The sequence below is a fragment of the Shewanella sp. SM69 genome (genome assembly GCF_025653985.1).
GTDB classification, from domain to species: Bacteria; Pseudomonadota; Gammaproteobacteria; order Enterobacterales; family Shewanellaceae; genus Shewanella; species Shewanella oncorhynchi.
Genome location: NZ_JAKKRV010000003.1, coordinates 117,098 through 141,438 on the forward strand (window position 1 = coordinate 117,098; position 24,341 = coordinate 141,438).

Consider the following 24,341-nt stretch of genomic DNA (forward strand, 5'->3'; position numbering starts at 1 on the left):
TAGCTATCTTTGGGAGATTCCAGTATCATCCGCGGCCAACAACGGCTGCGTCTACATGGTTAATGGCTTTTTAATCATCGCGAGGCATCACTGCTTGCAGATCATGGATTTTTCCCACAGAAGGAAAATGATGTGGATCTCTCACCCAAGTCTGATGGATTTGGGGCTCTAATCTGCCGCAGCCAGCGTCGCCAATTGCGTTTTAGGGTAATTGGTACCGACCCCATTTTAAGAGATCACAAGGTATAACAACATTATGTCTGAGCAATTGAGTTCAACAGCCGTACCCTCTGGTTCGTTTCTGGACAGTTATTTTTCTATTCAACAACGTGGTAGCACAGTTCGCCAAGAAGTGATTGCGGGATTCACAACCTTCCTTGCTATGGTTTACTCAGTGATTGTGGTGCCAAACATGTTAGGCCAAGCGGGATTTGATCCCGGCGCCGTGTTTATCGCCACCTGTTTAATTGCTTCATTTGGTTCTTTGCTCATGGGTTTATGGGCTAACTTACCTATGGCGATTGGCTGCGCTATTTCGCTCACTGCCTTTACCGCCTTTAGCTTAGTGCTAGGTCAGGGAATGTCGATTCCAGTCACCTTAGGCGCTATTTTCCTAATGGGTGTGACGTTCACACTTGTGAGTGTGACAGGTATTCGCCAGTGGGTGCTGGCGAATTTACCAAAGGGCATAGCCCACGGTACAGGCATAGGTATCGGCTTGTTTTTACTTTTGATTGCGACTAATAGTGTGCAGTTGATTGTGGCCAATAGCGCAGGCTTACCGGTGAAGTTAGGCGACATTAACAGTTTACCTGTTATCGCTACCGTTATAGGTTTAGCGGCGACAATTGGTTTAGAGCGCCGCGGTGTACCAGGCGGTATTTTGTTGGTGATTATCGCGCTATCGGTATTTGGTTTAGTGTTCGATCCGAGCGTTAAATACCAAGGTTTGTTCGCCTTGCCTGATTTTACCTCAGAGCACTCACTGATTGGTCAGCTCGATATTATGGGAGCCTTTAATCCTGTGGTCTTGCCTATCGTATTAGCGTTAGTGATGACGGCGATTTTTGATGCGACCGGCACTATTCGTGCTGTGGCTGGGCAAGCAAATTTACTCGATAAAGACGACAATATTGTCGGCGGTGGTAAAGCCTTAACCTCAGACTCAGTCAGCAGTATGGTGGCAGGTTTAGTCGGCGGTGCACCAGCGGCTGTGTATATCGAGTCGGCGGCGGGGACTGCAGCTGGCGGTAAGACAGGTTTAACGGCTACCATAGTTGGCGTACTGTTTTTATTGATGATGTTTTTAGCGCCATTAAGCTATTTAGTGCCAGCCTATGCGACAGCACCTGCTTTGATGTATGTGGGTTTGTTGATGCTGAGTAATGTGGCGAAACTCGATTTTGACGATAAAGTTGATGCAATGTCGGGCTTAACCTGCGCTGTGTTTATCATCTTAAGCTGTAATATCGTTACCGGTATTATGCTAGGTTTTGTGACACTGGTGGTAGGCCGTATTTGCAGTGGCGAATGGCGTAAACTGAAGTTAGGTGTGCTTGCCATCACCTTAGGTTTAGTGGTGTTTTATATGGGTGGTTGGGCTATTTAAGTTAGGCAAACTGAGTGAGTTGAACTTAGTTATTGAGAACAGAAGCGAGTGCAGTCTTAGGATTAGCACTCGCTTTGATTTTGTGCTCTGTACTCACAATAGGCACGTAATAAGTCTTTCCAAGTAACAATCCCAACCAATTTACCGTCCTCTAACACGGGTAAGCAGCCTATATTGTTATCTAATAACATGCGGGTGGCCGTGTCTAAATTGATGTGAGGTGCGACGGTAACTGGATTACGCGTCATCACTTGATGCACACGTTTTTGCAGGGTTTCTAAGTCTCTTGCGGTTTCGGCGCTACTGCCCAAGTTCGGGCTAATCGCACGCAATAGATCCCGCTCCGATAACACGCCTTCAAGTTGATACTCATCGACGACCAATAAGTGATGAAAGCTTGCTTGGTCGAAGATTTCCTTCGCCACAGTTAATCGATCGTCCATTTCAACCGTGACGACTCGGGTACTCATAATATCGGCGATAATGATCGGCATGATGATCCCCTGTTAAGCTTGCGCATCCTAAGATGCGCTCTGTTAATGCGCTGCATTACAGTTACTTATAACAGAGTGGTGCAAGTTTAGCCAACACCCATTACAAAGTTTTAACTCAAAGATCTTGGACCTCTGGCTCATCATCCGCTGTGATTGGCATCCGCTCCGATTCGGGCAAGTGTGCACCTATGTAGCGTTGATACTTTTTACCTTTCAGTTTGTGGGTGTCCACCAGTACTAAGCCATCGATACAATCGCCAAAGTCGGCGTCGATACCAAAGGCGAGAAACTTAACCCCATCCGCTTTACACAGTTCACCATATTGTTTGTAGAGCGTAGGTACGGCCGCCCCCATACTCGCGAGCACTTGTTTGAGTTGCTTAAAGTTACTCTGATAATCCTCGGAGAAATACAAGTCATCTAACTTAGCTTTTTGGGATTTAGATAAGCCAAAGGGTGACATGGAAACTGCCATCTGCTGCGCAGGTGCAAATTCCCGCGCATAAAAGTGCACTAGCATTTCCCTAGCACTTCCAGGCAGTTGATTACTGATGGACACAGGGCCAAATAGATAACGATATTCAGGATGCTTGGCGAGATAAGCCCCAATGCCAAACCACAGATAATCTAAACTGCGTTTACCCCAATATTTAGGCTGCACAAAGCTGCGACCGAGTTCTAACCCTTGCTTCACAAAGGGCATAAAGCTGTCGGCGTATTGGAATAGGGATTGGCTGTAGAGTGCGTTGTCGCCATATTTTGCTAAGACTTGCTCACCACTGGCAAAACGATAGGCGCCGATAATTTCAAACTGCTCTTTATCCCACAACACTAAGTGTTGGTAGTAGGAATCGTATTTATCGATATCGCGGCGCTTGCCCGAACCTTCGCCTACGGCGCGAAAGGCGATTTCCCTAAGGCGGCCAATTTCCCGCATGATGGGATTACTGTCGTGGTGTTGGTAGAGATAAATCAACTTGTTATCTTGCGTTTCCCCTAGAAGTTCACATTGTTGCAGTGCCGCTTGCAGTTCACGGCGCGATTCGGGGTGGGCGATAGCGCTCTGAGTGATAAACAGTGGATCTTTATCTTTGCCAATACGATACAAGTGATTTTTAAGCAGTTTTATCTTGGTCTTGAGTGGAAAGTCCATTGAGCGTACGGCTTCATTGGGAATGAGCTCGCCAATGCGGATCGGCATATTACGTTTAGCCTGCTTGAACATTTCCTTCACTAGCAGCAGTGTCGCAAGTGGCTTGTAAATCATAGATGCGCCGTAGAAAGTGGCAGAGTTTTTGGCATCTAAAAATATTGGCAGTAGGGGCGCATTGCAGGAAATCGCCATCTTTAAAAAGCCTGAGTGCCATTGGGTATCACGCACGCCGTTAGGGCGCAGACGCGAGACTTCGCCCGACGGGAAAATCAGCACTGCGCCTTCGTTACGCAGGTGCTGGTGGATTTTTTCTAAATGTTGTTTCGGTGTGCCACCAGTCATATTGCGTACCGGCAGTAGGATTGAGTGCAGCGGTTCCAGCGCCATCAAGAGTTCATTCGCGACGACTTTAATATCAGGGCGAACTTCACTGATGAGTTTGATGAGCGCTAATGCATCGAGTGAACCTATAGGATGGTTCGCGAATATGACCACTCGGCCTTCACAGGGAATATTTTCTATCTCGTTGGCGGGCACGGTAAAACTAAAGTCAAAACTCGTCAGCATTTGTTCGACAAAGTCTACGCCCTGTAAATAGGTATATTGACTGGCGATATCGTTGCACTGTTTTTCATTGAGCAGGTAACGCAGCATGGCCTTGGCAGGTTTAGCGAGCCAAGGTTTGTCATTGATCGCTGGCAGATTTTGTTCAACCACATTATCAACGGTAAAAATCATGTTATTCGCCTTAAACGGCACAGTATGCTTGTTATGGCTAAGGCTGCTGTTTAGCATTTTTTCATTGTATTCCATAGCGTTATGTAATTGATTCATAGTGTTAGGCAACATCCCTTGGGCGAGTTTCGCCGGTGTTTATGTCTGGCATTTGCTGCGCTGCCGTTTTTTGTTGCTTGTCTTTGTGCGTCTCAGGCGGCTGTTGTACCAGCGCTATACTGTTGAGAATATCGAGCTTGAGCGTTTGCTCGTTCCAGCGGCAAAGTTGTAATTCGCCGCTTAAGGTTTCTGTGATTAAACTGCAGTTTTCGACCCAGTCACCGTCGTTGGCGTAGATGATCTGCCTCTTTTCAAGGGGACTGAGTGGTGAGTAATATTGGGCTGCTCTGGGGTGAGTCGAGAGTTCGGGCTGATGGATATGACCGCAGATCACACCGTCAACATCAAAGTGCTGGGCATAGTTGAGTACCGCTTGACGGTAATGTCCAATAGCGGCTTGAGCCTTGCCCACTTTGGACTTGATATAACTTGCCAGTGACCAATAGGAGTAACCTAAGCGTTCCCGCAAGCTATGGAGATTGCGATTGAGGAACAATAATAGGTCATATAAATGGTCGCCCAATATGGCGTAGAAACGGCCGACACACACATCGGCATCAAACTGATCCCCGTGGAGCATCAAGAGTTTATGGCCGCCAATTCCGTGGTGAATATGTTGGCGGGCAATTTTAATATTCCACAGGCTTAGCTCGGCGTAGGGTTTAATCAGTTCGTCGTGGTTGCCCGGCAGATAAATCACTTGGGTGCCGTTTTGTGCCAGTTCAATGAATTTCTGCAGTACCTTATTGTGGCTATCGGGCCAGTGCAGCTTACGTTTCAACGCCCATAAATCGACTATGTCACCGACCAGATACAAGTGCTGACAACGCACGGTTTCAAGCAAGCTGAGCAGGTAGTCAGCCTTGCAATCCTTACAGCCTAAATGGATATCTGACAACCAGAGGGCGTTAACTGTGATGCTTGCTGTATGGGCTGAAGTTAATGCGGATGGGGTAATCGCGGCACAATTGAATTGATTTGAGGATGTTGGTGCTAATGTTGGCGTTTGTGTTGAGCGATTAAAGATGGTAGGGGAAAGGCTGGGGTCATTTATCTCTTCCCGTGTAGACCTCTCAAGTTTCCTGAAATTAAATCCTGTCATCTCGTATTCACCCCATTAGGCTGTTAACGAATATGAGCTTAGTGGGGGGCTTTGACCGAATGATGAAGTTTAGATGACATGCAGATGACAAAAGGTGAATTAGCCTGGACTGAACCTGCAAGATTCACATCAGGATGCAATTAGATCCGATAGGTTGGTTTAACTTACTTCTGCCCCAAAGCAAGATAACTTTGTTGTCAGTTTGCAGCATGAATTGTCATTGTTTCCCTTGTGACTCGCCATAAACTTGTCCCTGAGGGCTCGACGACGGCATCCATGCCGCCAACGGTCACAGTTGCAACAATGCCAATCTTAATTAACACTTCTGCTGTTCGTTTAGCTAAAAAGCTATTGCCCCAAAGCTTCTTAGCACTCGTTTAGTCAATCGAAAACTGCTGAACGAGTTGCCCTACAAAATCTCATCTATTTGCCTAATGTTTGGCTCTACCGTAAAGCGACTATCAATGTATGGGTATACAGTCGTATTTAAAATTAGATATTTGGGGATGATTTTAAGACAATATCAGTGCGCATTAACTCAATCGGCAACAAATAAAATTCTATAAAATCAAGTAACTATAGTAGCTGATTTTTAGTTAATAGGTTTGGAAAACGCGTATGCGCATTTTTCCAGATGGTGTACTTGATAGAAAGCTGATAAGTTCTTTACATACAGATAGTTAACTGTGCGCGCTTTCACTGGTCTAACATGATAAATGCGCATGCGCACTAATAAAATGTTAGGACTCAGGAGGATATATCGAAACTTCAACTTATATTTCAGTCATTGCAACTTTTATTGCTTTGCTAGCATTGGTCGTTTCAATTTTACAATTAATGGCTGGAAGAAAACACAATAGATTATCGGTCAGACCTTTCGTCATATCTCATATAGAAAGGGATAAAAATGCGATTCTAATTTATCTTCGTAATGATGGTTTAGGTCCTGCGTTAATTAAGGGGTTCTATGTTAAGTTAGGCAATAAAGAAGTAGTGAATCCTAATAACGATCCTTACAAGAACTGGGTTTTGTCTGGTGCTAGGGAAATCACTAGCTTTGAGTACGAATACTTCATACCAACGGTCAACTCGACTATAAAGGCTAATGACAAAGTACAACTACTTAAAGTTACTTTCGGGAAAGAGGGTGATGAGTTATTAGATTTAGTAGAAGAACAGTTTAGCTTCCGAATTACTTATACATCTATGTATGAAGATAAGTTATGTACTTGGGGTGTGTAAACTCCAAACAAGCATTTAAGAGTGATTCCCAACGCTTGGCTTTTTTGTGTCATGGTTAGGTTTTTAAGTTGATATGGTTAGGTTTCGTGGTAGCGTTGCTCACACCTTAATGCGGCGTTAGCGCGATGGAGAGAAACGATATGGATCAATCTGAGAACCCCAATAAAGAAGGAATCGTTTTACAGAACTCGCGTGCCGATTATGTCGCTTCTGCTGCAAAGTCTGCACTTGGTATGGTTCCTTTCGCTGGGTCATTACTTGCAGAAATTGCCGGGAATGTAATACCAAATCAGCGAATAGATAGAATTGTAAAATATGCGGAAGCTCTCGAAAGCAGGTTATCGAAAATCGAGCAGGACGCTGTTAAACAAAACATGTCTGATGAGAACTTTACAGATTTGGTAGAGGAAAGCTTGCGGCAAGCAGCGAGATCGCTAACAGATGAAAGGAGAGGTTACATATCATCGCTTGTTTCCAATAGTATCTCGTCAGATGATATAGAACACTATGAGTCCAAGCATTTACTTCGTATTCTCGGAGAGCTGAATGATATTGAAATTATTTGGCTGAGATTTTATTTAAATCGCGTAATGGGTGGTGATACGGAGTTTCGAGAGAAGCATGATCACATACTTAATCCAGTTGCAGCACATCTTGGGTCATCTCAGCCAGTACTCGACAAATCTACACTGCAGAATAGCTATAAGGAGCATCTTGCATCCCTGGGTTTGCTAGAAAAAGACATTGACATGGATACGTCGAGTCGAGGGGTTAAGCTGAAAACTAAGGGCTACAAAATTACCTCGCTTGGCAGGCTATTACTTCGAGAGGTAGGGTTAAGTAATGAAAGATTGCGCTAGCAATCGGCTGCACAGCGACCGATTTCCCTCCGCTTCGCGGCTCCAAACCGGGGCATTATCTCCATAGAAATGGTAATCCGAAACTCATCAGTTAGAGTTAATAACCTAACTCATTTTTGTCCAAAAGTGAGTTGTGTGGTGTCGAGTGGAGATTGTACGATTAAGTCACGCTATATAATCAAATCAGCCAGTTCGTGTATGAGTTAGTGCAAAAAGGGGAGTCAGTTAATCTGACTCCCCTTTTTTGGAACGCTTGTTGGACTTACATTAAAACCTACGTTAGGCCCAAACTAGCGTAATGTTAGAACAATAAATGGGCTACACCTGCGATAACAGGTAGTGTCACTAAGGTGCGTAGAATAAACACCACGAAAAGCTCAACGAAGTTGACGGGAATTTTACTGCCGATAAGCAGTGCACCGACTTCACTCATATAGATCAACTGAGTCACAGATAAGGCTGCAATTACAAAGCGGGTCATATCTGATTCAATTGAGCTGGCAAGGATTGACGGAATAAACATATCCGCAAAACCGACCACGATTGTTTTAGAGGCTTCAGTGGCTTCTGGAATATGCAGTAATTCGAGTAATGGAATAAACGGCATACCCAAATAGTTAAATATGGGCGTGTGCTCGGCAATAATCAGTGCCAGCGTACCAATGGCCATTACCACAGGAATAATACCAAACACCATATCGACAACGTTTTTAATACCTTCATTTAAGACCGCTTTTATGCCACCAGCACTGGCGGCTTTTTCTAAGGCTTTATCAAAGCCCCAAGATAAGGCGCCATGTCCAGCTGGGATCAGCTCATCATCTGGCATGCGTGGTGTGTCATCTATGTAGTTGTCTTTCTTCCACGATAATGGTGGCAACTTAGGCACAATCACAGCGGCGGCAAAACCCGCGAGGCACACAGTCAAATAAAAGGGCACAAACATATGCTCTAACTTAACTTGAGAGATCACCACTAAGCTGAAGGTAATCGATACCGCCGAGAAGGTTGTACCAATAACTGCGGCTTCTCTCTGGGTATAAAAACGGGCTTCGTATTGTTTGCTGGTCAGCAAAATGCCGACACTGCCATCACCTAACCATGAGGCCATACAATCGATAGCACTACGACCCGGTAGATTGAACACGGGACGCATGACTTTCGTTAAGAGTGTGCCAAAGAGCTCGAGTAGGCCGAAGTTCAGCAGCAGCGGCAGTAACATACCCGCAAAGATAAATACCGAAAACAACACAGGTAATAAGTCGTTTAAGACTAATGCGCCAGTGCTCGAGGAGTTGATGATCTCTGGACCTAAACCTAAGTAAGTCAGTACGATAAACACTGCACCTAAGATCCGAGTCGTCAACCACATAGGGCTGACATTCAATAAACCATTAAGGAAGTGATTTTGTGTAACGAATGTGGGCTTAAACACTTTTGACAGCAAAGAGGCCAGCGCCGTAGTCACAACAATAATAGTCACTATGAGGGTTAGCACACCGCTCAATGCGCCTTGCAGTGCTTTAGATATGATAGCGATAGGAATTGTGATCGCATCGTTGTAGCTGATAGGGGTCATAAATAACAACAGACCAATCAGCGAAGGGACGATAAAGGTGAGTATCGTCTTAATGTTTCGGTTTTTATTTTCAGTAGCCAATGTTGTACACCTTAAAGTACGAGTCGTACATGGTAAATTTGAATAAATAGCCGCACGTAACAAGCTGTCGACGCTAATTAAGGTGCATTTAAATTCAACTCAAAAACGAGAATGGGGAAGATTACTCGCTTAGCTTCTCTATGTAAAACGATTCGCTAGTTAGTTTGATATAAGCAGCAAAACAGCATAGTTATTTTACTTCAGTTGTCGATAAATTAAGAGTGGCTATATTGGCTTGCATTACTGTAAAAGCATTATTAAACATGGTCTTACCATCAATTACCTTAGGTTGGTTAACGACTGGTTAATTACTTGTTTACTGATGTGTGTGAAACTATCTAGATGTTATTTCTGCACAAAAAAACATCAGCAACTTTAGCGCTACTGCCATGTTGGCTGGTTTTCTGTTCGATTTGAAAGTGCAATAGAGATAACTCTGGCTATATAGCGTTGACGAGAACCTGTTGTGCATATCGCGGTAATGTTAAGGAGTCTTGGGCACTAGGACACATTTTTATGCGATAAGCCTTTAAATCGACCTATCTCTAAAAGTGACCTTCTCCATTATCTTGATGCTTTTGTGATTGACTAAAAAGTCGCAAATAACGATGAAAGTAAAAATATTATTCATAAAGCGGATACCCGCCGCTTTAAATCTTCTCATTTCCATGTAAGTTAGTATTACTCCCATCCAGCTCTAGTATTCATGATCGCAAAAGTACAGAAGGTTACGATTAAAGGCGGCTCAACACTGGCCATTAAGTTTGGTTTTTTGGGGATCTTTGGGCTTTTAATTGGCATTGTTATTACTGTTTTGGGGTTCGATGATTCTGAATTCCATCGCTTCAATTTTTTGAATCACACCCTAAGTGAATTAGGGACTTATGGTCATTCGTCTTTCGCTGTCATTCTCAACGGTGGGTTGTTTTTTGGCAGTTTAAGCCTCGTTTTCTATTGTTTGTCTTCTTTGCAGCAGGTGACTTCTTGCTGGGGATACCCTTTCTTTATCAGTTTGGCTCTCACTTTTCTGGCTTTAGCGAGCGTGGGATTATTTCCGGTGAACGTGTATCACTTGCATGTTCTTGGGCTGAAATGGTTTTTCTATCTGGGGAGTTTGAGTGCGATCTTCTATTTAGCCTTGGTCTGTTTCGGCAAGTCTAACTTTGGCCGTTGGACTGGGTTGTTGGCGTTAATAGTCTTATGTAGCATGTTGACGTTTCTGTATGCACCACAGCTCAATTTAGGTTTGACCGAAGGCGATAGACCGTTTTATCAGGAGATGGTATTGCAACTGCCGCGTCCTACTTTGTGGTGGCCAGCCCTACTAGAATGGATTGGACTGGGAAGTTTATTGTGCTGGACAAGTGTGCTGCTTTTTAGCCAGTTAAACTTCAGCCAAGATCCCAAAATCATTGGCTGAGTTATCTTTGAATTTAGACTTATCTTCAGCTCTAGGCTATGGATTCACATGCACAGCAAGGCCCGCTTCACCAAACCAATAACCGTTGCACTGGGTTATACCAAGATTGCTATTCATCGAAAAATCCTGAACATTTTTAGTCGCTTGAATCGTATCGACCAAAGTATTGGCTTTAGTGATGCAGTCAAGACTACTGGGTGATACTCGAAACACATCGACCCCTATTTGTGTCATTGCCGCTATTTCACTGCGTAAATCTAAACAGCTAGCGGATTGGGTTTGAATTCCATTGAGCCTGAGTAAAGGTTGCTGCTCTTGGGTTTGCGCGAGTAGTCCTTTACTGTATTCACGGCATACCGTTTCGCAATGATCTTTCGTGAGCTGTTTGTGCCTAGCGGTAAAGCAGCGCGCCGAATGGGCGAGTGGTAAATAGCCGTGGCCGAGCACTTCCACCTCAAATGATGGCTGCTCTTGAATTACTTGTTGTAACCAAGCCTTAGATAGCTCCACTGGCATGACAAATCTTTGCATTCCAAACCGCTGCAAAATGTCTAAACTAGCACGATTGTAGTTATTGATACTCGCGCCGCAGACAAAGGGTAACTTACGCTCTTTGGCAAGATACACTGCCGCCATATCGTTTGCTTCGACGATAAACTCACCGTTATCGACCTGGCGTTTGAGCTCAGTATATTCAGATGGCGCTTCGATTAAGGCCAGCGTCGAAAGCACGACTTCTTTACCCGCCTGCTTGAGCATTTGCGCCAGCTCCAGATAATCGCCCCACTTGAGTTCGCGTCTGCGGCTACAAACCGCCTCACCTAAATACACTAAGGGAATTTGACTGGCGGCGACTTGCTGGTAAAAGTCAGCGACTTGCTGTTTCTGCCAGCAATATAACAGTGGTCCTAGGGAAATCTTCATAAGGTGTCCTTTGTCAATCTTGCTCTCTATTTACCTTTTATTGCCAATCGCGCTCGTAGGCGCCAAGCGTAGTGATCTGACCCTCGGATACTTTCGCTAGGGCTTGTTCCCAATGGGGTTGATTTTGGCTTTGTGAGTACAGCGCTGGATTATTTAGATAGGTGTCTATGGCTTGACGCCATACTCGAGTGACTTGTTCAACATAGGCGGGGCTGCGTTGACGTCCTTCGATTTTCAGCGACACTATGCCCGCCTTGGCTAGCTCTGGAAGTAAGCTTAAGGTATTCAAACTGGTTGGTGATTCGAGTAAATATTGCGGCGAATCTTGATCTGCTGTGATGTAACGGCCTTTGCATACCACGGGATAACCCATTTGTTCGTCGAGGGCCGATTTATCAATTAACACATCGTTGAGCCGGGTTAATCTGTTCTGCCCTTCTTCTTGCCAGCGTACGTGTTTTGCTGGTGAACAAGATCCACCTGTGTTGGGCGATTGGCCCGTTACATAGGATGACAGCTGGCAACGCCCTTCGGCCATAATGCACAGACTACCAAAGGCGAATACTTCCAAATCCACTGGGCTGACTTTAGCAAGATCCCGTACTTGTTTCATGGATAACACCCGTGGCAATACTACTCGGGCGATGTTAAAGGCTTCCTTATAAAAGCTCAGCGCACCCAGATTGGTTGCACTGGCCTGCACCGATAAATGCAGTGGCAGGTTTGGATAGTGCCTATGGGCATAATCGAGTAAAGAAAGATCGGCGACAATTAATGCATCCATACCCAGTTTTGCCGCTAAATCGATAGCCTGATACCAACGATGCTCTTCACCGGGCTTTGGAAAAGTATTTAAGGTTAAAAAGATTTTTTTGCCGTGCTTTTGCGTCAACTCAGTGGCTTCTTGCAATTTTGCGGGGGTGAAGTTTAATCCTGCAAACGAGCGCGCGTTGGTGTCGTCTTTTAACCCTAGATACACAGCGTCGGCTCCGGCATGTAATGCCGACTTTAGCGAGGCCAGATTTCCTGCTGGACACAACAGCTCCATAGTGATGCTCCCGATAAAATGATAGCCGCTGAGTGTAGGTAAGATTGAATGGCGATGAATTGATTTAAAACAGGTTTAAGATCATAAAATCCCGATAAACTGGGATATATCATGTTTTATTCTTGTAGGGTTCCCGCTATGTCCGCTGTTTTTTTCGCAAAATTTGCTCAGCAACTTTTAGAGTTCACCCCAAAAGCCATCGGCTTTCCCCTTGCTAAGATGCCGTTTAGCCTCAAAGCAAAAGCCATCAGCCAATTGCTTGAACTCTTACTTGCCGAGCAAGCTGCTGGCGATGAGCTTGGATTTTTGACGGATAAATGGGTCGCGATTCGAGTGGAAGATATAAACTTAGCCTTCGAAGTCAGTTTTAATGGCAAGTGGCAAGTCAGAGAGCTCACCAATGCGCAGGTGACCTTCAGTGCCAACTCTGCTGAGCTAGTGTTAGTGGCGGCGGCGAAGGAAGATCCCGACACGCTATTCTTCCAGCGTAAGCTGAGTATTCAAGGTGATACAGAATTAGGACTCGAAGTGAAAAACCTGCTGTTAAGTATCGAATTTGCCAGTATGCCAGCCCCAATTCGTCTTAGTGTTGAAAAGCTTGCCGCTGTGATTGAGCGTCTGCAAATTGAAGCGAAACCGACAATTATTCTCGCCAAATCCCCAAGCTTTTAACGTTATTTAGTGAGACTACACACTGCTAATTCCATAAAGAAGCCCGCTAAGTTGTTATCTTAGTGGGCTTATTTTTATTTAAACTTTATTGTATGGTTTGGTCAATGAGTTAGTAGCTTGCACTCAGTTGTAGTCCCGAGTAGCTCGAATAAGCGCGTAACATCACATGGTAAGTTCCCGCTTGAGTCACGGAAATCGAACAGCTTTCATTGTTCCCGTTTTTATAGGGGCGGCAATCATAGCTGGTGGTCGTTGGGGTAGTGCCTGCTTTAACATACAGGTCTACATCTCCAGTTCCGCCACTGGTGGCAATGTTGAGTTGGCTATTGGCTGGAACCACTATCTTATACAGTTTCTCTGTTGCCGTTGCCCCGCTTAAATTCGTGACAGGTACGCCATTGGTTAAGCAGTTTGCATCGGTGCAGCTTCCGCCGCCATTCAGGTTATAGCTGGCTGTCAGTTGGGCATTGGCGTAATTATTATAGCCTTGCACCATCACATACCACCGACCCGCCGTAGGTGTGGTGAAATTACAGCTCTCATTGTTGCCATTTTGATAGGGGCGGCATTGGTAGCTTGTTGTCGTCGGTTTTTGCCCTTGGCTGACATAAATATCCGCATCACCAGAACCACCCGCTAGATTGATCCCTAAACTTGCCGCATTGACTGGGACATCGATGTAGTAATACGTCGCAGAACCTGTGGCACCACTGATTGCGACACCCACATTATTTTGCAGCGGTGTTTCATCGACGGGGCAATTATTGCCACAGCCACCATCATCGCCTGCGAGTGAAAAGAGTAATTTATTGGGTGAACCTGTTTTAGCGTCTGTAACTTTATTTGACGTGGCGCGTGTCGTAAGTAAGTTTGTCACCTGTGCGGGAGATAGATTTGGATTTTCATCTAAGTATAATGCGGCAACGCCTGCCACATGTGGGGCTGCCATTGAGGTACCACTTATGGTATTAGTCGCTGAATTCGAGTTATACCAAGCGGACGTAATGCTCGAACCAGGCGCATAGATATCAAGGCAAGTCCCGAAGTTAGAAAAACTCGAGCGGGAATCGTTACTGGTGGTTGAACCAACCGTGATGGCATTTACCGCCCGTGCGGGTGAGTAATTACAAGCGCTGCTGTTGTCGTTACCCGCCGCCACTACGAAAGTGACCCCTGCGGCAACTGCGGCATTGACTGCATCATCAGTTGCTTGGGAGGCTCCTCCTCCTAAACTCATGTTTGCGACGGCGGGGCCGGAAGCATTGTTTTTCACCCAGTTTATCCCTGCAATCACGCCAGAGTTACTGCCTGAACCTGAACAGTTGAGTACTCTGACGCCCACAAGATTGACGTTTTTAGCCACACCGTAGGTAGCGCCGCCAACAGTTCCTGCCACATGGGTTCCATGGCCGTTACAGTCAGTCGCATCGTAATCATTATCCACAAAATCATAGCCACTGCTGGCGCGACCACCAAACTCATTGTGAGTATTAAGCACGCCAGTATCGATCACAAAGGCGGTTACACCAGAGCCGTCGAAATCCGTGTGATAGTTACTATCCAATGGCAAGTTTCGTTGATCGATTCTGTCTATGCCCCAGGTCGGACTCGGTTGATTGGCATTGGCTTCAACCATAGGCGTTACTGACATGATTTGATCTTGTTCTATGTATTTCACATTTGGATCTTTACGCAGTGCTTTAATCTGTTGGGCGCTGGCCTTGATGAGTACACCATTGAGCACATTGCCAAAGTTTTTCATCACAGTGACATCATATTGGTTGACTAAACTCTCGGCTTGTTTCGTCGAGAATTCAGCTATGGTGTTGTTATTACTTAGATTAAGAACGCTTGGGGTATTGAATACAACAATGTAAGTATCTTTGATGGCTTTAGATTGCGGGACACTTACCATACTCGCTTGGTATTCATTAGCGTTAACAGGGAAGTAAGCAAGTCCAGTTGCGACCGCGACTGCAATTAAATGTTTCTTATGCATGTTGAACTCCATTTTCTTTTTATGTCTCCACGGACTTCGAGACATAATTCAATGTAGAAGGTATTTTCAACCTGCCCAGTTCGGTGCTTAAGGCGTATCTAATTTACAAGGTTAAAATGTAACACTTGATTTACAATTTGACCGTGGGTGGATTTTTACTTAGCTAAAGAGTGAAGTGTACAAATAAGCGTCAAAATAATAACTATTAGTCTATTAAAACAACCGAGTTTGTAAAAGTGGTTATTTATCAAGCGACATTTTGTCCGAATCACAAACTGTGAAGCAGCGATAAATTCCGTCTGCTACTTTTTTGACATTCACCGCTGAAAAGAAGTCAGTCTAAAGTAGTGTTTTGACTAATGCTGAAATAAAGGCTTGGATTTAAGCGATTTAAAGGTTCCTCATACCGTTAAATGCATCTTTATTGTGATTTTTTATGCGGGTTGTTTTGCGCAGGTTATGGCAGGTATTAGGGTAGATTTGACCGAGAGGCATTATAGCCACTCGGTCTGGTGACGTGATTAAGCTTTTTGCGTTAACACGGCAAATTTCACTAACAATTCGTCGCTAGATTCGACACGGTTTGGATCTGGGTCGATGCAATCAATGGGGCAGACAGACACGCAAGTCGGTTTGTCGTAGTGACCCACACATTCGGTGCAACGGTCTGGATCGATTTCATAGATCTCTTCGCCCATAGTGATGGCCTGATTAGGACATTCAGGTTCACACATGTCGCAATTGATGCAGCTATCGTCGATCAGTAGTGCCATGATCTTAACCTAGTTCATGTGGGTTGCGAGTATCCTGACCTTGGGGCAAGTTACGCAGCAAAATACCGTGGCTCAAATCGACTTCTTTCGGCACGGGTAGATACACAGTGTGCCCCGAACCTAAACCGGCTTCAACCGCTTCAGCTTTGCGATTTTCGAGTTGTTCAATCGTCAAACTGATATTGCCCTGCGGCGTCATCAGTTCAACACTGTCGCCAACGGAGAACTTGTTTTTTACTTCAATTTCGGCCAATCCTGCAAGATTACGTTTTCCCGTCAGTTCACCTACAAATTGTTGGGTGTCACTAACTGAGTAGCCATAGTCATAATTTTGGTATTCATCATGCACATGGCGACGTAAAAAGCCTTCGGTATAACCACGGTGGGCTAGGCCTTCTAATTGATTCATTAGACTGCGGTCGAAATCTTTACCCGATGAAGCATCTTCAATCGCGCGGCGATACAGTTGTGCTGTACGGGCAACGTAATAGAAGGACTTAGTGCGGCCTTCAATTTTGAGCGAGTCTATGCCCATTTTAGTCAGGCGCTCAACGTGCTGAATGGCCCGTAAGTCTTTAGAGTTCATGATATAAGTGCCGTGCTCATCTTCGAAGGCGGGCATGTATTCGCCGGGGCGATTGGCTTCCTGTAGTAGGTAAATTTGATCTGTGGGAGCGCCTGCGCCTAAGGTCGTTGGCGTTTCAATTTGCACCGCATTTGGCATGGCAATGATGTCACCGCTGTCATTTTGCTGCGCTTCGTGTACATCGTATTTCCAGCGACAAGCATTAGTGCAGGTGCCTTGGTTAGGATCGCGTTTATTGATATAACCTGAGAGTAAACAACGGCCTGAATACGCCATACACAGGGCGCCATGCACAAACACTTCAAGCTCGATATCGGGGCAGCGCTGACGAATTTCTTCGATTTCATCTAAGGACAATTCGCGTGACAGGATCACGCGTTTGATGCCTTGGGTTTGCCAAAACTTTACCGAGGCCCAGTTGATGGCATTCGCTTGCACGGATAAATGCACCACTTGTTCAGGAAACGCTTCACGCACCATCATGATTAAACCGGGATCGGACATGATCAGTGCGTCAGGCTTCATCGCCACTACGGGTTCCATGTCTTTGATATAGGTTTTTAGCTTGGCATTGTGGGGCGCGATATTGCTCACCACATACAGCTTTTTACCGAGTGCATGGGCTTCTTCAATCCCAGTGGCAAGGTTTTCCATTTTAAAGTCATTGTTACGTACCCTTAGACTATATCTTGGCTGACCGGCATACACGGCATCTGCACCATAGGCAAAGGCGTAGCGCATGTTCTTTAAGGTTCCAGCTGGAGACAGCAGCTCAGGTTTAAACATAATCACTCTCAAATGGGTTAATAAATGACGCGGTGCGCGGGGGCGGCATTTTACACAATGAAAGTAGGGGTATGCAAATTGGCTTAGTTAACTTTAGCAGTACTTCACATTTTACGAATATAGTGAGTTTGGCTTAGATCAACTGGAGCGGAATATTTCAACTTGAGTGATGATTGAGGTCGATGATCAAGACAGAGAAGTAAGGCAAAATTGATAACGCAATCATACAAATTATTAACGTCTGCTGTTTTTTCTAGGCATCTAATGACAGCCAACTGATATACTCCAACAATCCAATGTTGATGTTTACAGATTGATGGGAGTTAAGATGTCTACCGAACATCTACTGTTAGTCAGTTTATTAAAAAAACTAAAAGACGATGCCTTAGTACTACCGACCTTGCCTGAAGTGGCGATGCGGGTGCAAGAAGTGGTTGGACGCTCCGATGCGAGCCTTAAACAAGTGGCAGAAGTGATCGGCCAAGATGCAGCGATTTCTGCGCGTATTATTAAGGTCGCCAACAGCGCGCTATATAGCCGAGGCGTACCCGCTGAAAGTATCAACAGTGCGGTTTCTCGTATTGGTTTAATTCAGATTAAAAGCATTGCCACTTCGGTGGCGATGGAGCAATTGTTCATTTCCACCAATGAAATGGTGTGGGAAGTCATGGACGAAGTGTGGCGTACCTCAATCGATGTAACCGCTGCGTCTTGTGCCATGCTGCAGATGTACAATAAGCGTCATTCAACCAGTCGGTTAAATTTTGATACCTTAACCTTAGCTGGACTCGTGCATAACATTGGCGCCTTACCTGTATTAACAGAAGCGGAGGCGCATCCCCATTTATTCACTAGCATTGATCAATTACGCGCGCTCGTACGTAAAATGCAAGGGCCTTTGGGTCGTGCTGTTTTGAAAAGTTGGGATTTCTCTACCGAAGTGATGGAAGTGGTTGAGCGTTGGGCTGATTTACCTTATCTACCCGATCATGTCACCTATCTTGACTTTATTCGTGCAGCGGCCTTTTATACTGGTGAATTGCGAGCGGGCACTGAACTAGAGCAACGTCTCGGTGTGTTTGTCGCCCGTGGATTACCTGTGACGACCGATGATTTAGCCAGTGATGAGTTTATGGATAAATTCCATTCAATTAGAGAAAGTTACCAATAATCGTTAGGCCTAAATGGAATTCAAATGGCGCTGATATCTTTTATCGTGTCATTTGAGAAAAAGCTTACGTGGTATGGCAGAGGCCAAGGTATGTTCGTAATCGGGTTAGTTGTCGCTTCTCTCGCTTTATTGATATTTTCATTGTATATCCTGCAGGCAAAATACAGATCTTTACGGTCGCAGCAAAAATTCTTAGCACAGCTTTGTACCCAGCTAGAGCAGCAAAAGGTTGAACGCCAAGCTTTAGACATTGGCATCGTCCCCCAAGCGTTTGCTCCTCTCTACCATACTTTAAATGAATTATTAAAGGCGTTACCGGCAAGTGTGGGCAAGGATAAGCTAACAGGACTTGTTAATCGTGTCGGCCTGAAACGTACTCTTACCGGCATGATGCCGCTGACTCAAGGGACATTAGTGCTAATTGATATTTATCGATTTCGCTATGTAAATGATCTCTTTGGTTTTGTGTTTGGCGATATCCTGCTGAAGCAATTTGCCGAACGCTTAAATAGCTTAAGTTTATCCCCGAGATTAATCGCACGCCTCAATGGTGATGAATTCTGTTTATATTACGAGCAAGCGTTGACTGAGGAGCAATTAGTCCACTTAAGAGGGCGGTTGCAAGTGCCTTTTAACATTAAGAACACACCCGTCAGCGTTAAGCTTCAAATCGGTTGTATGCATTTACAAGAACACCACGCCGACACGAGTCAGATGCTACGTCGAGTCGATTTGGCGCTGAAGAAAGCCCGCCATTCTCGTAGCGCGATTGCTTACTATGCCCAAAATGATGATATTCGTCAGTTAAGGGAACTGAAAATTATCGATAGTTTGCCTAAAGGTTTGCAACGTAATCAAGTATATATGGTGTATCAAGCTAAACAGGATATTGTAACGGGTCGATGTTTTCAGGTTGAAGCCTTGATGCGTTGGGAGCATGACGAACTCGGGATTATTTCTCCTGGAGAATTTATTCCCTTAGCTGAATATGCTGGCATGATTGATTTAGTCAGCCAATGGGCACTCGATCAGGTTTTAGCACAGCAGGCAAAATGGCGCGCGGCGGGGATACAATTGTGTGTTGCAGTTAACCTGTCGACACGGGATCTTGACAGTGAAACCTTACCCCAAGAAATTGCTGCAAGATTAGCCTATTACCAGCTCCCACCCGAATCTTTGATGATCGAAATTACTGAAAGCACTTTAATGGCGGATTTAACTAAGGCGGTTGAGACGTTAGGAAAGATACGTGCCTTAGGAGTTAGACTTGCAATTGATGATTTTGGTACAGGTCATTCTTCTTTAGCTTATTTAAAGCATTTACCCGTCAATGAAGTCAAAATCGATAAAGCCTTTTTAAAGGATCTGGAGCAGGATAAACCGTCGGAATACATCCTCGAAGCCAGTATTAATATCGCCAAAAAACTCGGTTATGAGGTAACTGTTGAAGGAATTGAAACGCTTGAGATTAGAGATAGGTTAGTGGCTATGGGGGTTGATACTATACAAGGTATGTATTACGCGAAGCCCATGAGTGCCGCCGAACTCGAAATGAACTGGGCCCAACTACATAATACAATCTAAACCTTGTGCTCATTAAAGTAAGCGCTCGTTAAATCAAATGCTCGTTAAATCAAATGCTCGTCAAATCAAGAGTATTAAGGCTTGCAGCCGAGCCTTAATACTGTCCAGTTATCGCTATTTGAGTTGTACTTCTTTGAGTGATTTTTGTTGCCTTTGCTGATGTCAAAATAAGCTCAGGAAATCGCGCGTACTTGTATGTAAGAGTATTAGCTTTGTTCGCTTGATGTGAAACCAAGACTTAATATGGCGATTAACTCTGCCGGCATAGGCGCTAATTGACGGGCTTGATTCATACACACCATTTCTATGGTTGCAGTGACAGCAGGTTTTTTGCCCTGAGGGCGCCAAATTTCCTGTAGCCACACAGTGCGATACTTGCTCTCAAAGTAAAATTTAGTCCGTACATCGATAATATCGGCAAATTCCACCCCCTCATGGCATAGCATATCGCTACGATACACAGCAAAACCCAGTTGGTTTTGTTGCCATAATGCACTTAAACGCTCAGCACCAATCACATGCTCACGGGCTCGCTCGAAGTATTTCAAAAAGTTGGGGTGATACACCACGCCAGAAAAATCAGTATCTTCATAGTAGATTTGCACTGGGAAAGAAAAGGTCGGGCTAAATTGCGGCATGGGGTACGGCTATTCTAGATAGTTTTATTGCGCAATAGTTTAGCGGCTTATCTCTTAAAACAAAACCTCTAATGCGGAGAGACAAAAGCGCTGTTAAAGGAAATGTGCAGACTACTTTAGGTCGGCAACGGCTGGACATGATTGACAATGTGACGACTGAAATAGTTATTAGATTCGATTATGTGACGTTTTTCTGCTTATAGATAAAATGCTTGTTACCCAAAAAATATCACGCTAATCAGGCAGTAAAATCACACTATCGTGCCTAATTCATTAATCCCTTCCTATACTGATAACTGCAATCCCTTTCTTACGTTGATTTGCTAGGTTGAGAGCTTTATATGAGCGAAATTAAAAAATCAGAAATATTGACAGAGAGTGGCACAAATGAACTCGAAATTATTGAGTTTCATCTACATAAGACACTTCCTAACGGTGGCCATAAGGTGTGCCATTACGGTATTAATGTCGCCAAAGTGAGAGAAGTGATTAGGGTGCCAGAAACGTCAGATTATCCCAATGCCCAGCGGCACATGGTTGGGGTGTTCTCGCTGCGAGAAAAGTTGATCCCTTTGGTCGATCTTGCCGGTTGGCTCGGAATATCGACACCAGAGGATTTAACCCACAAAGTGGTCATAGTGACTGATTTTAATAAGATGATTAATGGGTTCTTAATCGATAGTGTTCGTAGCATCCATAGAGTGTCGTGGGAGCAAGTTGAATCGCCGAGTCAATTTTTAGAAGCGGGTGAAAATGATTGTGTCGTTGCCGTAGTGCGCCGTGATGGCATGCTCATTATGATATTGGATTTTGAGAAGATTATTGCCGATATCAATCCTGAACTGAGTATGGATAAGTACGATGTCACGCTCGATAGAAGTGTACTGATCAATGATAAAATGCTGGCGAAACGTGAAGCGAAAACGATTTTAATTGTCGATGATTCCGCTTTTATTCGTAAGATGATCGAAAATACCCTTCGCAGCGCAGGTTACAACATTATCACAGCCAAAGATGGTGGTGATGCCCTTGAAATGCTAATGGAATTTGAGAATCTTGCTGACCAAGATAATGCTTCTATTTCTGATTTTGTCAGCGCCATTATTACAGATGTTGAGATGCCTCGCATGGATGGCATGCATTTGGTGAAACGCTTAAGAGAATCCAAGGCGTATCGACAAATGCCAATTGTGATGTTTTCCTCTTTAATGAGTGAAGATAACCGCGCAAAGGCGATGGCATTAGGTGCTAACGATACCATTACTAAACCAGAAATTGGTCGTATGGTCGGTATGATAGATAAATACGTATTCGAAGAGTAATGCCATTTCATTTAGCGGCGATATTTGAATATGGGGTATTCGAGTCATCGCTATCAACGTCTTTAGTGATTCTTCAATGACAAACCATATCAAAGTAAAAAGCCATATTCACCGAGGCGAATATGGCTTTTTTGTAGGGTAAACGTTGTTTACTAGCGAATGATCATTTGATCGCGCTCTGGTCCAACAGAAACCATGCTAACGCGTACACCCATTAAGTCTTCAATACGTTCAACATATTGTTGTGCGGCGACTGGTAGGCTTTCGAAGGTGCGACAACTAGTAATATCTTCGCTCCAGCTTTGCATTTGCTCATACACTGGGCTTAACGCAGCAGTTTGTGGCCAAATTGGGTTCTCAGTGTGTTCACCAGCATAGGCAACACAGATTTTCAGATCTTTCATGCCAGAAAGACAATCAATCTTAGTCAGGGCAATTTCGGTTGCTGCTTGTAGCTCAACACCATTACGGGTGGCAACAGCATCAAAATATCCCATGTCACGTGGACGGCCTGTCGTTGCACCAAACTCGTTGGCATTTTCGCGGAAGGCGTCTTGCTCTTCCATTGCGGTCACTAACGTACCTGTGCCGACTGATGAGCTAAAGGCTTTCGCGACAGCAATTACGCGCTCTGGACGCAGAGCTGGTAAACCGCTGCCGATACCCGCGTAAGCCGCAGTCACGTTTGAAGATGTGGTATAAGGATATTCGCCGTAGACTAAGTCGCGGCCAGCACCTAATTGCGCTTCAAACAGTAAGCTCGCATCTTGTTTTTGTAATGCTTTTAATGGCTCTGTCACGTTACAAATAAACGGACGCCAAGGTGCCGTCACTTCTAATAACCATGCGGTCATTTCGGCGGCGGTTTGATTAAAATCGCAACTTGGATAAAGTGCTTTTAACTGCGGTAATTTCCAGTCGAGCATAAATTGAATGCGCTCTTGCAGCACTTCAGGTTGGTTTAACCAGCCGACTAAAATGCCTTTTTTCATCACGCGATCGCCATAGGCTGGTGCAATCCCTTGACGGGTTGAACCATAGGCGAGGTCGCCAAGACGTTGTTCTTCTAAGGTATCTTCTAATGCATGTAGAGGTAAGCACAGGGTAGCACGGTCAGAAATGCATAATTTGACTTCAATGCCAGCCGCTTGCACTTCAGCAATTTCTACACTGAGTTTTTCAGGGCTGATCACCATGCCAGGGCCTAAAACTGCAACGCAGTTAGGGTTGAAAATGCCACTCGGTAATTGGTGTAATTTAAAGGTGCCATAGTCGTTGACGACGGTATGGCCAGCGTTGTTACCACCTTGAAAGCGAATACTGGCAGCGGCATCCGCGGCTAAATAATCTACGATGCGGCCTTTGCCTTCATCACCCCAATTTGCACCCACAACCACGATCGACGGCATAACAACATCTCCTCATTGATTAAGACGCTATGCTAGACCCGTCATTTGAATAAGAGAAATTAATTATGGTTATCATCCCAATAAGAATTTCATATATCATTGGCTATCATTAACTCTAATACTTTGCAAAAGGTGACGTTATGCTCGATATCCATTGGTTAAAGACCTTCGTGACTTTAGCTGAATACAAGCATTTTGGGAAAGCGGCCACAGCGCTGCACATGACGCAGCCCAATGTTAGCTTGCATATTAAGCAGTTAGAGCAAAGCACTCGAGTCAAGTTGATTGACCGTAATCCCTTTCGATTAACGCAAGCGGGATTTCGCCTGTTAGAGAGCAGTCAGAAGACGTTAATGGAGCTGCAAATTTGTCAGGCGGATCTCAATGCGATTAATGACCTTAGTCAAGGCACATTGACCATTGCCGCCAGCGACATTATCTCGCGGTTATTGTTGATCCAGCCGTTTCAGCTTTTTAAGGCGGAGTTTCCGGGAATAGATTTCTCACTGCTCAACACAACCTCATCACAAGCCTCTGAATTGGTGAAAAATGCCGAGGCAGATTTAGGGTTTGTGATTGCGCAGAAGGAAAGTCAGCCACTGCATTTTACTGAGCTACAACAGATTAAATGGTGTGCAATCGGAGATAATTTACAGCAATGGCAGCAGGCAAAACCCTCTGTGGATACGCCCTTAGCCGAGCAACCGACGTTGATTTTATTAGGACACGATACGCGAACCCGCGAATTGCTCGATCCCGCATTGCCGTCGCTGAACTTATCGAATTACAGAATAATGGAAGTCGGTAGTGTTGACGCGCAAATCGATTGGGCTGAGGCGGGATTTGGTGTGGCTATCGTACCGGAGTTTTCGGTTTACACTAAGGCGAATCTCACCACTAAAGTCACTCCTCTACCGCAATTCCCTACAACGAGTTTAGGTTATATTGTGCGCCAGAATCAGATCCTGTCGAAGGCTATTAAGCAGCTGTTATATTGGGTGAATCAAGAGATCATTCGCTCGCAGCGGTAATCTATCATTCGCTTGTAGCGATAG

At 44.8% G+C, this 24,341-nt stretch carries 20 protein-coding genes; 9 read left to right on the forward strand and 11 right to left on the reverse strand.

Features of this window, described 5'->3' with window-relative positions:
• Positions 1 to 256 precede the first annotated feature (256 nt).
• Entirely contained in the window at positions 257 to 1,609 is a 1,353-nt protein-coding gene (locus tag L5M37_RS06430; RefSeq protein WP_263199831.1) for an NCS2 family permease, read from the forward strand.
• Positions 1,610 to 1,671: 62 nt separating this feature from the next.
• Here the strand turns inward: L5M37_RS06430 and L5M37_RS06435 are convergent, their stop codons facing one another.
• From L5M37_RS06435 to L5M37_RS06445, 3 genes are all read right to left on the reverse strand, one after another.
• Positions 1,672 to 2,103, reverse strand: coding sequence for a CBS domain-containing protein (locus L5M37_RS06435; RefSeq protein ID WP_113939315.1), 432 nt, complete (start codon positions 2,101 to 2,103; stop codon positions 1,672 to 1,674).
• 115 nt (positions 2,104 to 2,218) lie between these two features.
• A complete protein-coding gene (locus tag L5M37_RS06440; RefSeq protein ID WP_263199833.1) occupies positions 2,219 to 4,105 on the reverse strand; it encodes a lysophospholipid acyltransferase family protein in 1,887 nt (628 codons plus the stop codon).
• Positions 4,095 to 5,192 (reverse strand): UDP-2,3-diacylglucosamine diphosphatase, encoded by a 1,098-nt coding sequence (locus tag L5M37_RS06445; RefSeq protein ID WP_263199834.1) that lies wholly within the window; start codon positions 5,190 to 5,192, stop codon positions 4,095 to 4,097. The genes L5M37_RS06440 and L5M37_RS06445 overlap by 11 nt, the downstream gene beginning before the upstream one ends.
• Before the next feature lie 804 nt (positions 5,193 to 5,996).
• Here L5M37_RS06445 and L5M37_RS06450 point away from each other — a divergent pair.
• Positions 5,997 to 6,434, forward strand: coding sequence for a hypothetical protein (locus tag L5M37_RS06450; protein ID WP_263199836.1), 438 nt, complete (start codon positions 5,997 to 5,999; stop codon positions 6,432 to 6,434).
• Between the two features lie 140 nt (positions 6,435 to 6,574).
• Positions 6,575 to 7,294, forward strand: a complete 720-nt coding sequence (locus L5M37_RS06455; RefSeq protein ID WP_263199838.1) for a hypothetical protein — start codon at positions 6,575 to 6,577, stop codon at positions 7,292 to 7,294.
• A 301-nt stretch (positions 7,295 to 7,595) separates the two neighbouring features.
• Here the strand turns inward: L5M37_RS06455 and L5M37_RS06460 are convergent, their stop codons facing one another.
• Positions 7,596 to 8,954 (reverse strand): YjiH family protein, encoded by a 1,359-nt coding sequence (locus L5M37_RS06460; protein WP_173243401.1) that lies wholly within the window; start codon positions 8,952 to 8,954, stop codon positions 7,596 to 7,598.
• A 706-nt stretch (positions 8,955 to 9,660) separates the two neighbouring features.
• On the opposite strand from L5M37_RS06460, the gene L5M37_RS06465 reads away from it, so the two are divergent.
• Complete coding sequence (locus L5M37_RS06465; RefSeq protein WP_113939320.1) at positions 9,661 to 10,374, forward strand: hypothetical protein; 714 nt, start codon at positions 9,661 to 9,663, stop codon at positions 10,372 to 10,374.
• 36 nt (positions 10,375 to 10,410) lie between these two features.
• Here L5M37_RS06465 and L5M37_RS06470 read toward each other — a convergent pair whose 3' ends face one another.
• Both L5M37_RS06470 and L5M37_RS06475 read right to left on the reverse strand, forming a co-directional pair.
• Positions 10,411 to 11,298 (reverse strand): U32 family peptidase, encoded by an 888-nt coding sequence (locus tag L5M37_RS06470; RefSeq protein WP_263167027.1) that lies wholly within the window; start codon positions 11,296 to 11,298, stop codon positions 10,411 to 10,413.
• Positions 11,299 to 11,335: 37 nt separating this feature from the next.
• The gene (locus L5M37_RS06475) at positions 11,336 to 12,346 is read right to left on the reverse strand and encodes a peptidase U32 family protein (protein WP_113939322.1); all 1,011 of its coding nucleotides are present in this window, start codon (positions 12,344 to 12,346) and stop codon (positions 11,336 to 11,338) included.
• Positions 12,347 to 12,484: 138 nt separating this feature from the next.
• Here L5M37_RS06475 and L5M37_RS06480 point away from each other — a divergent pair, with 138 nt between their 5' ends.
• Positions 12,485 to 13,018 (forward strand): SCP2 domain-containing protein, encoded by a 534-nt coding sequence (locus tag L5M37_RS06480; protein ID WP_105251724.1) that lies wholly within the window; start codon positions 12,485 to 12,487, stop codon positions 13,016 to 13,018.
• A gap of 109 nt (positions 13,019 to 13,127) precedes the next feature.
• Here the strand turns inward: L5M37_RS06480 and L5M37_RS06485 are convergent, their stop codons facing one another.
• The 3 genes from L5M37_RS06485 to yegQ all read right to left on the reverse strand — a co-directional run bounded on the left by L5M37_RS06485 (position 13,128) and on the right by yegQ (position 17,162).
• Complete coding sequence (locus L5M37_RS06485) at positions 13,128 to 15,017, reverse strand: S8 family peptidase (RefSeq protein ID WP_263199840.1); 1,890 nt, start codon at positions 15,015 to 15,017, stop codon at positions 13,128 to 13,130.
• Positions 15,018 to 15,538: 521 nt separating this feature from the next.
• Positions 15,539 to 15,790, reverse strand: coding sequence for a YfhL family 4Fe-4S dicluster ferredoxin (locus L5M37_RS06490; protein WP_263199842.1), 252 nt, complete (start codon positions 15,788 to 15,790; stop codon positions 15,539 to 15,541).
• A gap of 4 nt (positions 15,791 to 15,794) precedes the next feature.
• Positions 15,795 to 17,162 carry a tRNA 5-hydroxyuridine modification protein YegQ gene (gene yegQ / locus L5M37_RS06495; protein WP_263199844.1) on the reverse strand — a complete coding sequence of 456 codons (1,368 nt, stop codon included), beginning with the start codon at positions 17,160 to 17,162 and terminating at the stop codon, positions 15,795 to 15,797.
• A gap of 328 nt (positions 17,163 to 17,490) precedes the next feature.
• Here yegQ and L5M37_RS06500 point away from each other — a divergent pair, with 328 nt between their 5' ends.
• The gene (locus tag L5M37_RS06500; RefSeq protein ID WP_131523262.1) at positions 17,491 to 18,333 is read left to right on the forward strand and encodes an HDOD domain-containing protein; all 843 of its coding nucleotides are present in this window, start codon (positions 17,491 to 17,493) and stop codon (positions 18,331 to 18,333) included.
• Positions 18,334 to 18,423: 90 nt separating this feature from the next.
• Positions 18,424 to 19,917: a putative bifunctional diguanylate cyclase/phosphodiesterase gene (locus tag L5M37_RS06505; RefSeq protein WP_263199957.1), complete on the forward strand. Its 1,494-nt coding sequence runs from the start codon at positions 18,424 to 18,426 to the stop codon at positions 19,915 to 19,917.
• Positions 19,918 to 20,123: 206 nt separating this feature from the next.
• On the opposite strand, the gene L5M37_RS06510 is transcribed toward L5M37_RS06505, so the two are convergent.
• Positions 20,124 to 20,555, reverse strand: coding sequence for a thioesterase family protein (locus L5M37_RS06510; RefSeq protein WP_168822859.1), 432 nt, complete (start codon positions 20,553 to 20,555; stop codon positions 20,124 to 20,126).
• A gap of 341 nt (positions 20,556 to 20,896) precedes the next feature.
• On the opposite strand from L5M37_RS06510, the gene L5M37_RS06515 reads away from it, so the two are divergent.
• Positions 20,897 to 21,877, forward strand: a complete 981-nt coding sequence (locus tag L5M37_RS06515) for a chemotaxis protein (protein ID WP_028761419.1) — start codon at positions 20,897 to 20,899, stop codon at positions 21,875 to 21,877.
• Between the two features lie 152 nt (positions 21,878 to 22,029).
• On the opposite strand, the gene L5M37_RS06520 is transcribed toward L5M37_RS06515, so the two are convergent.
• Positions 22,030 to 23,286, reverse strand: coding sequence for an adenylosuccinate synthase (locus L5M37_RS06520; protein WP_113939327.1), 1,257 nt, complete (start codon positions 23,284 to 23,286; stop codon positions 22,030 to 22,032).
• A gap of 140 nt (positions 23,287 to 23,426) precedes the next feature.
• On the opposite strand from L5M37_RS06520, the gene L5M37_RS06525 reads away from it, so the two are divergent.
• The gene (locus L5M37_RS06525; RefSeq protein ID WP_028761417.1) at positions 23,427 to 24,317 is read left to right on the forward strand and encodes a LysR family transcriptional regulator; all 891 of its coding nucleotides are present in this window, start codon (positions 23,427 to 23,429) and stop codon (positions 24,315 to 24,317) included.
• Positions 24,318 to 24,341: the final 24 nt, after the last annotated feature.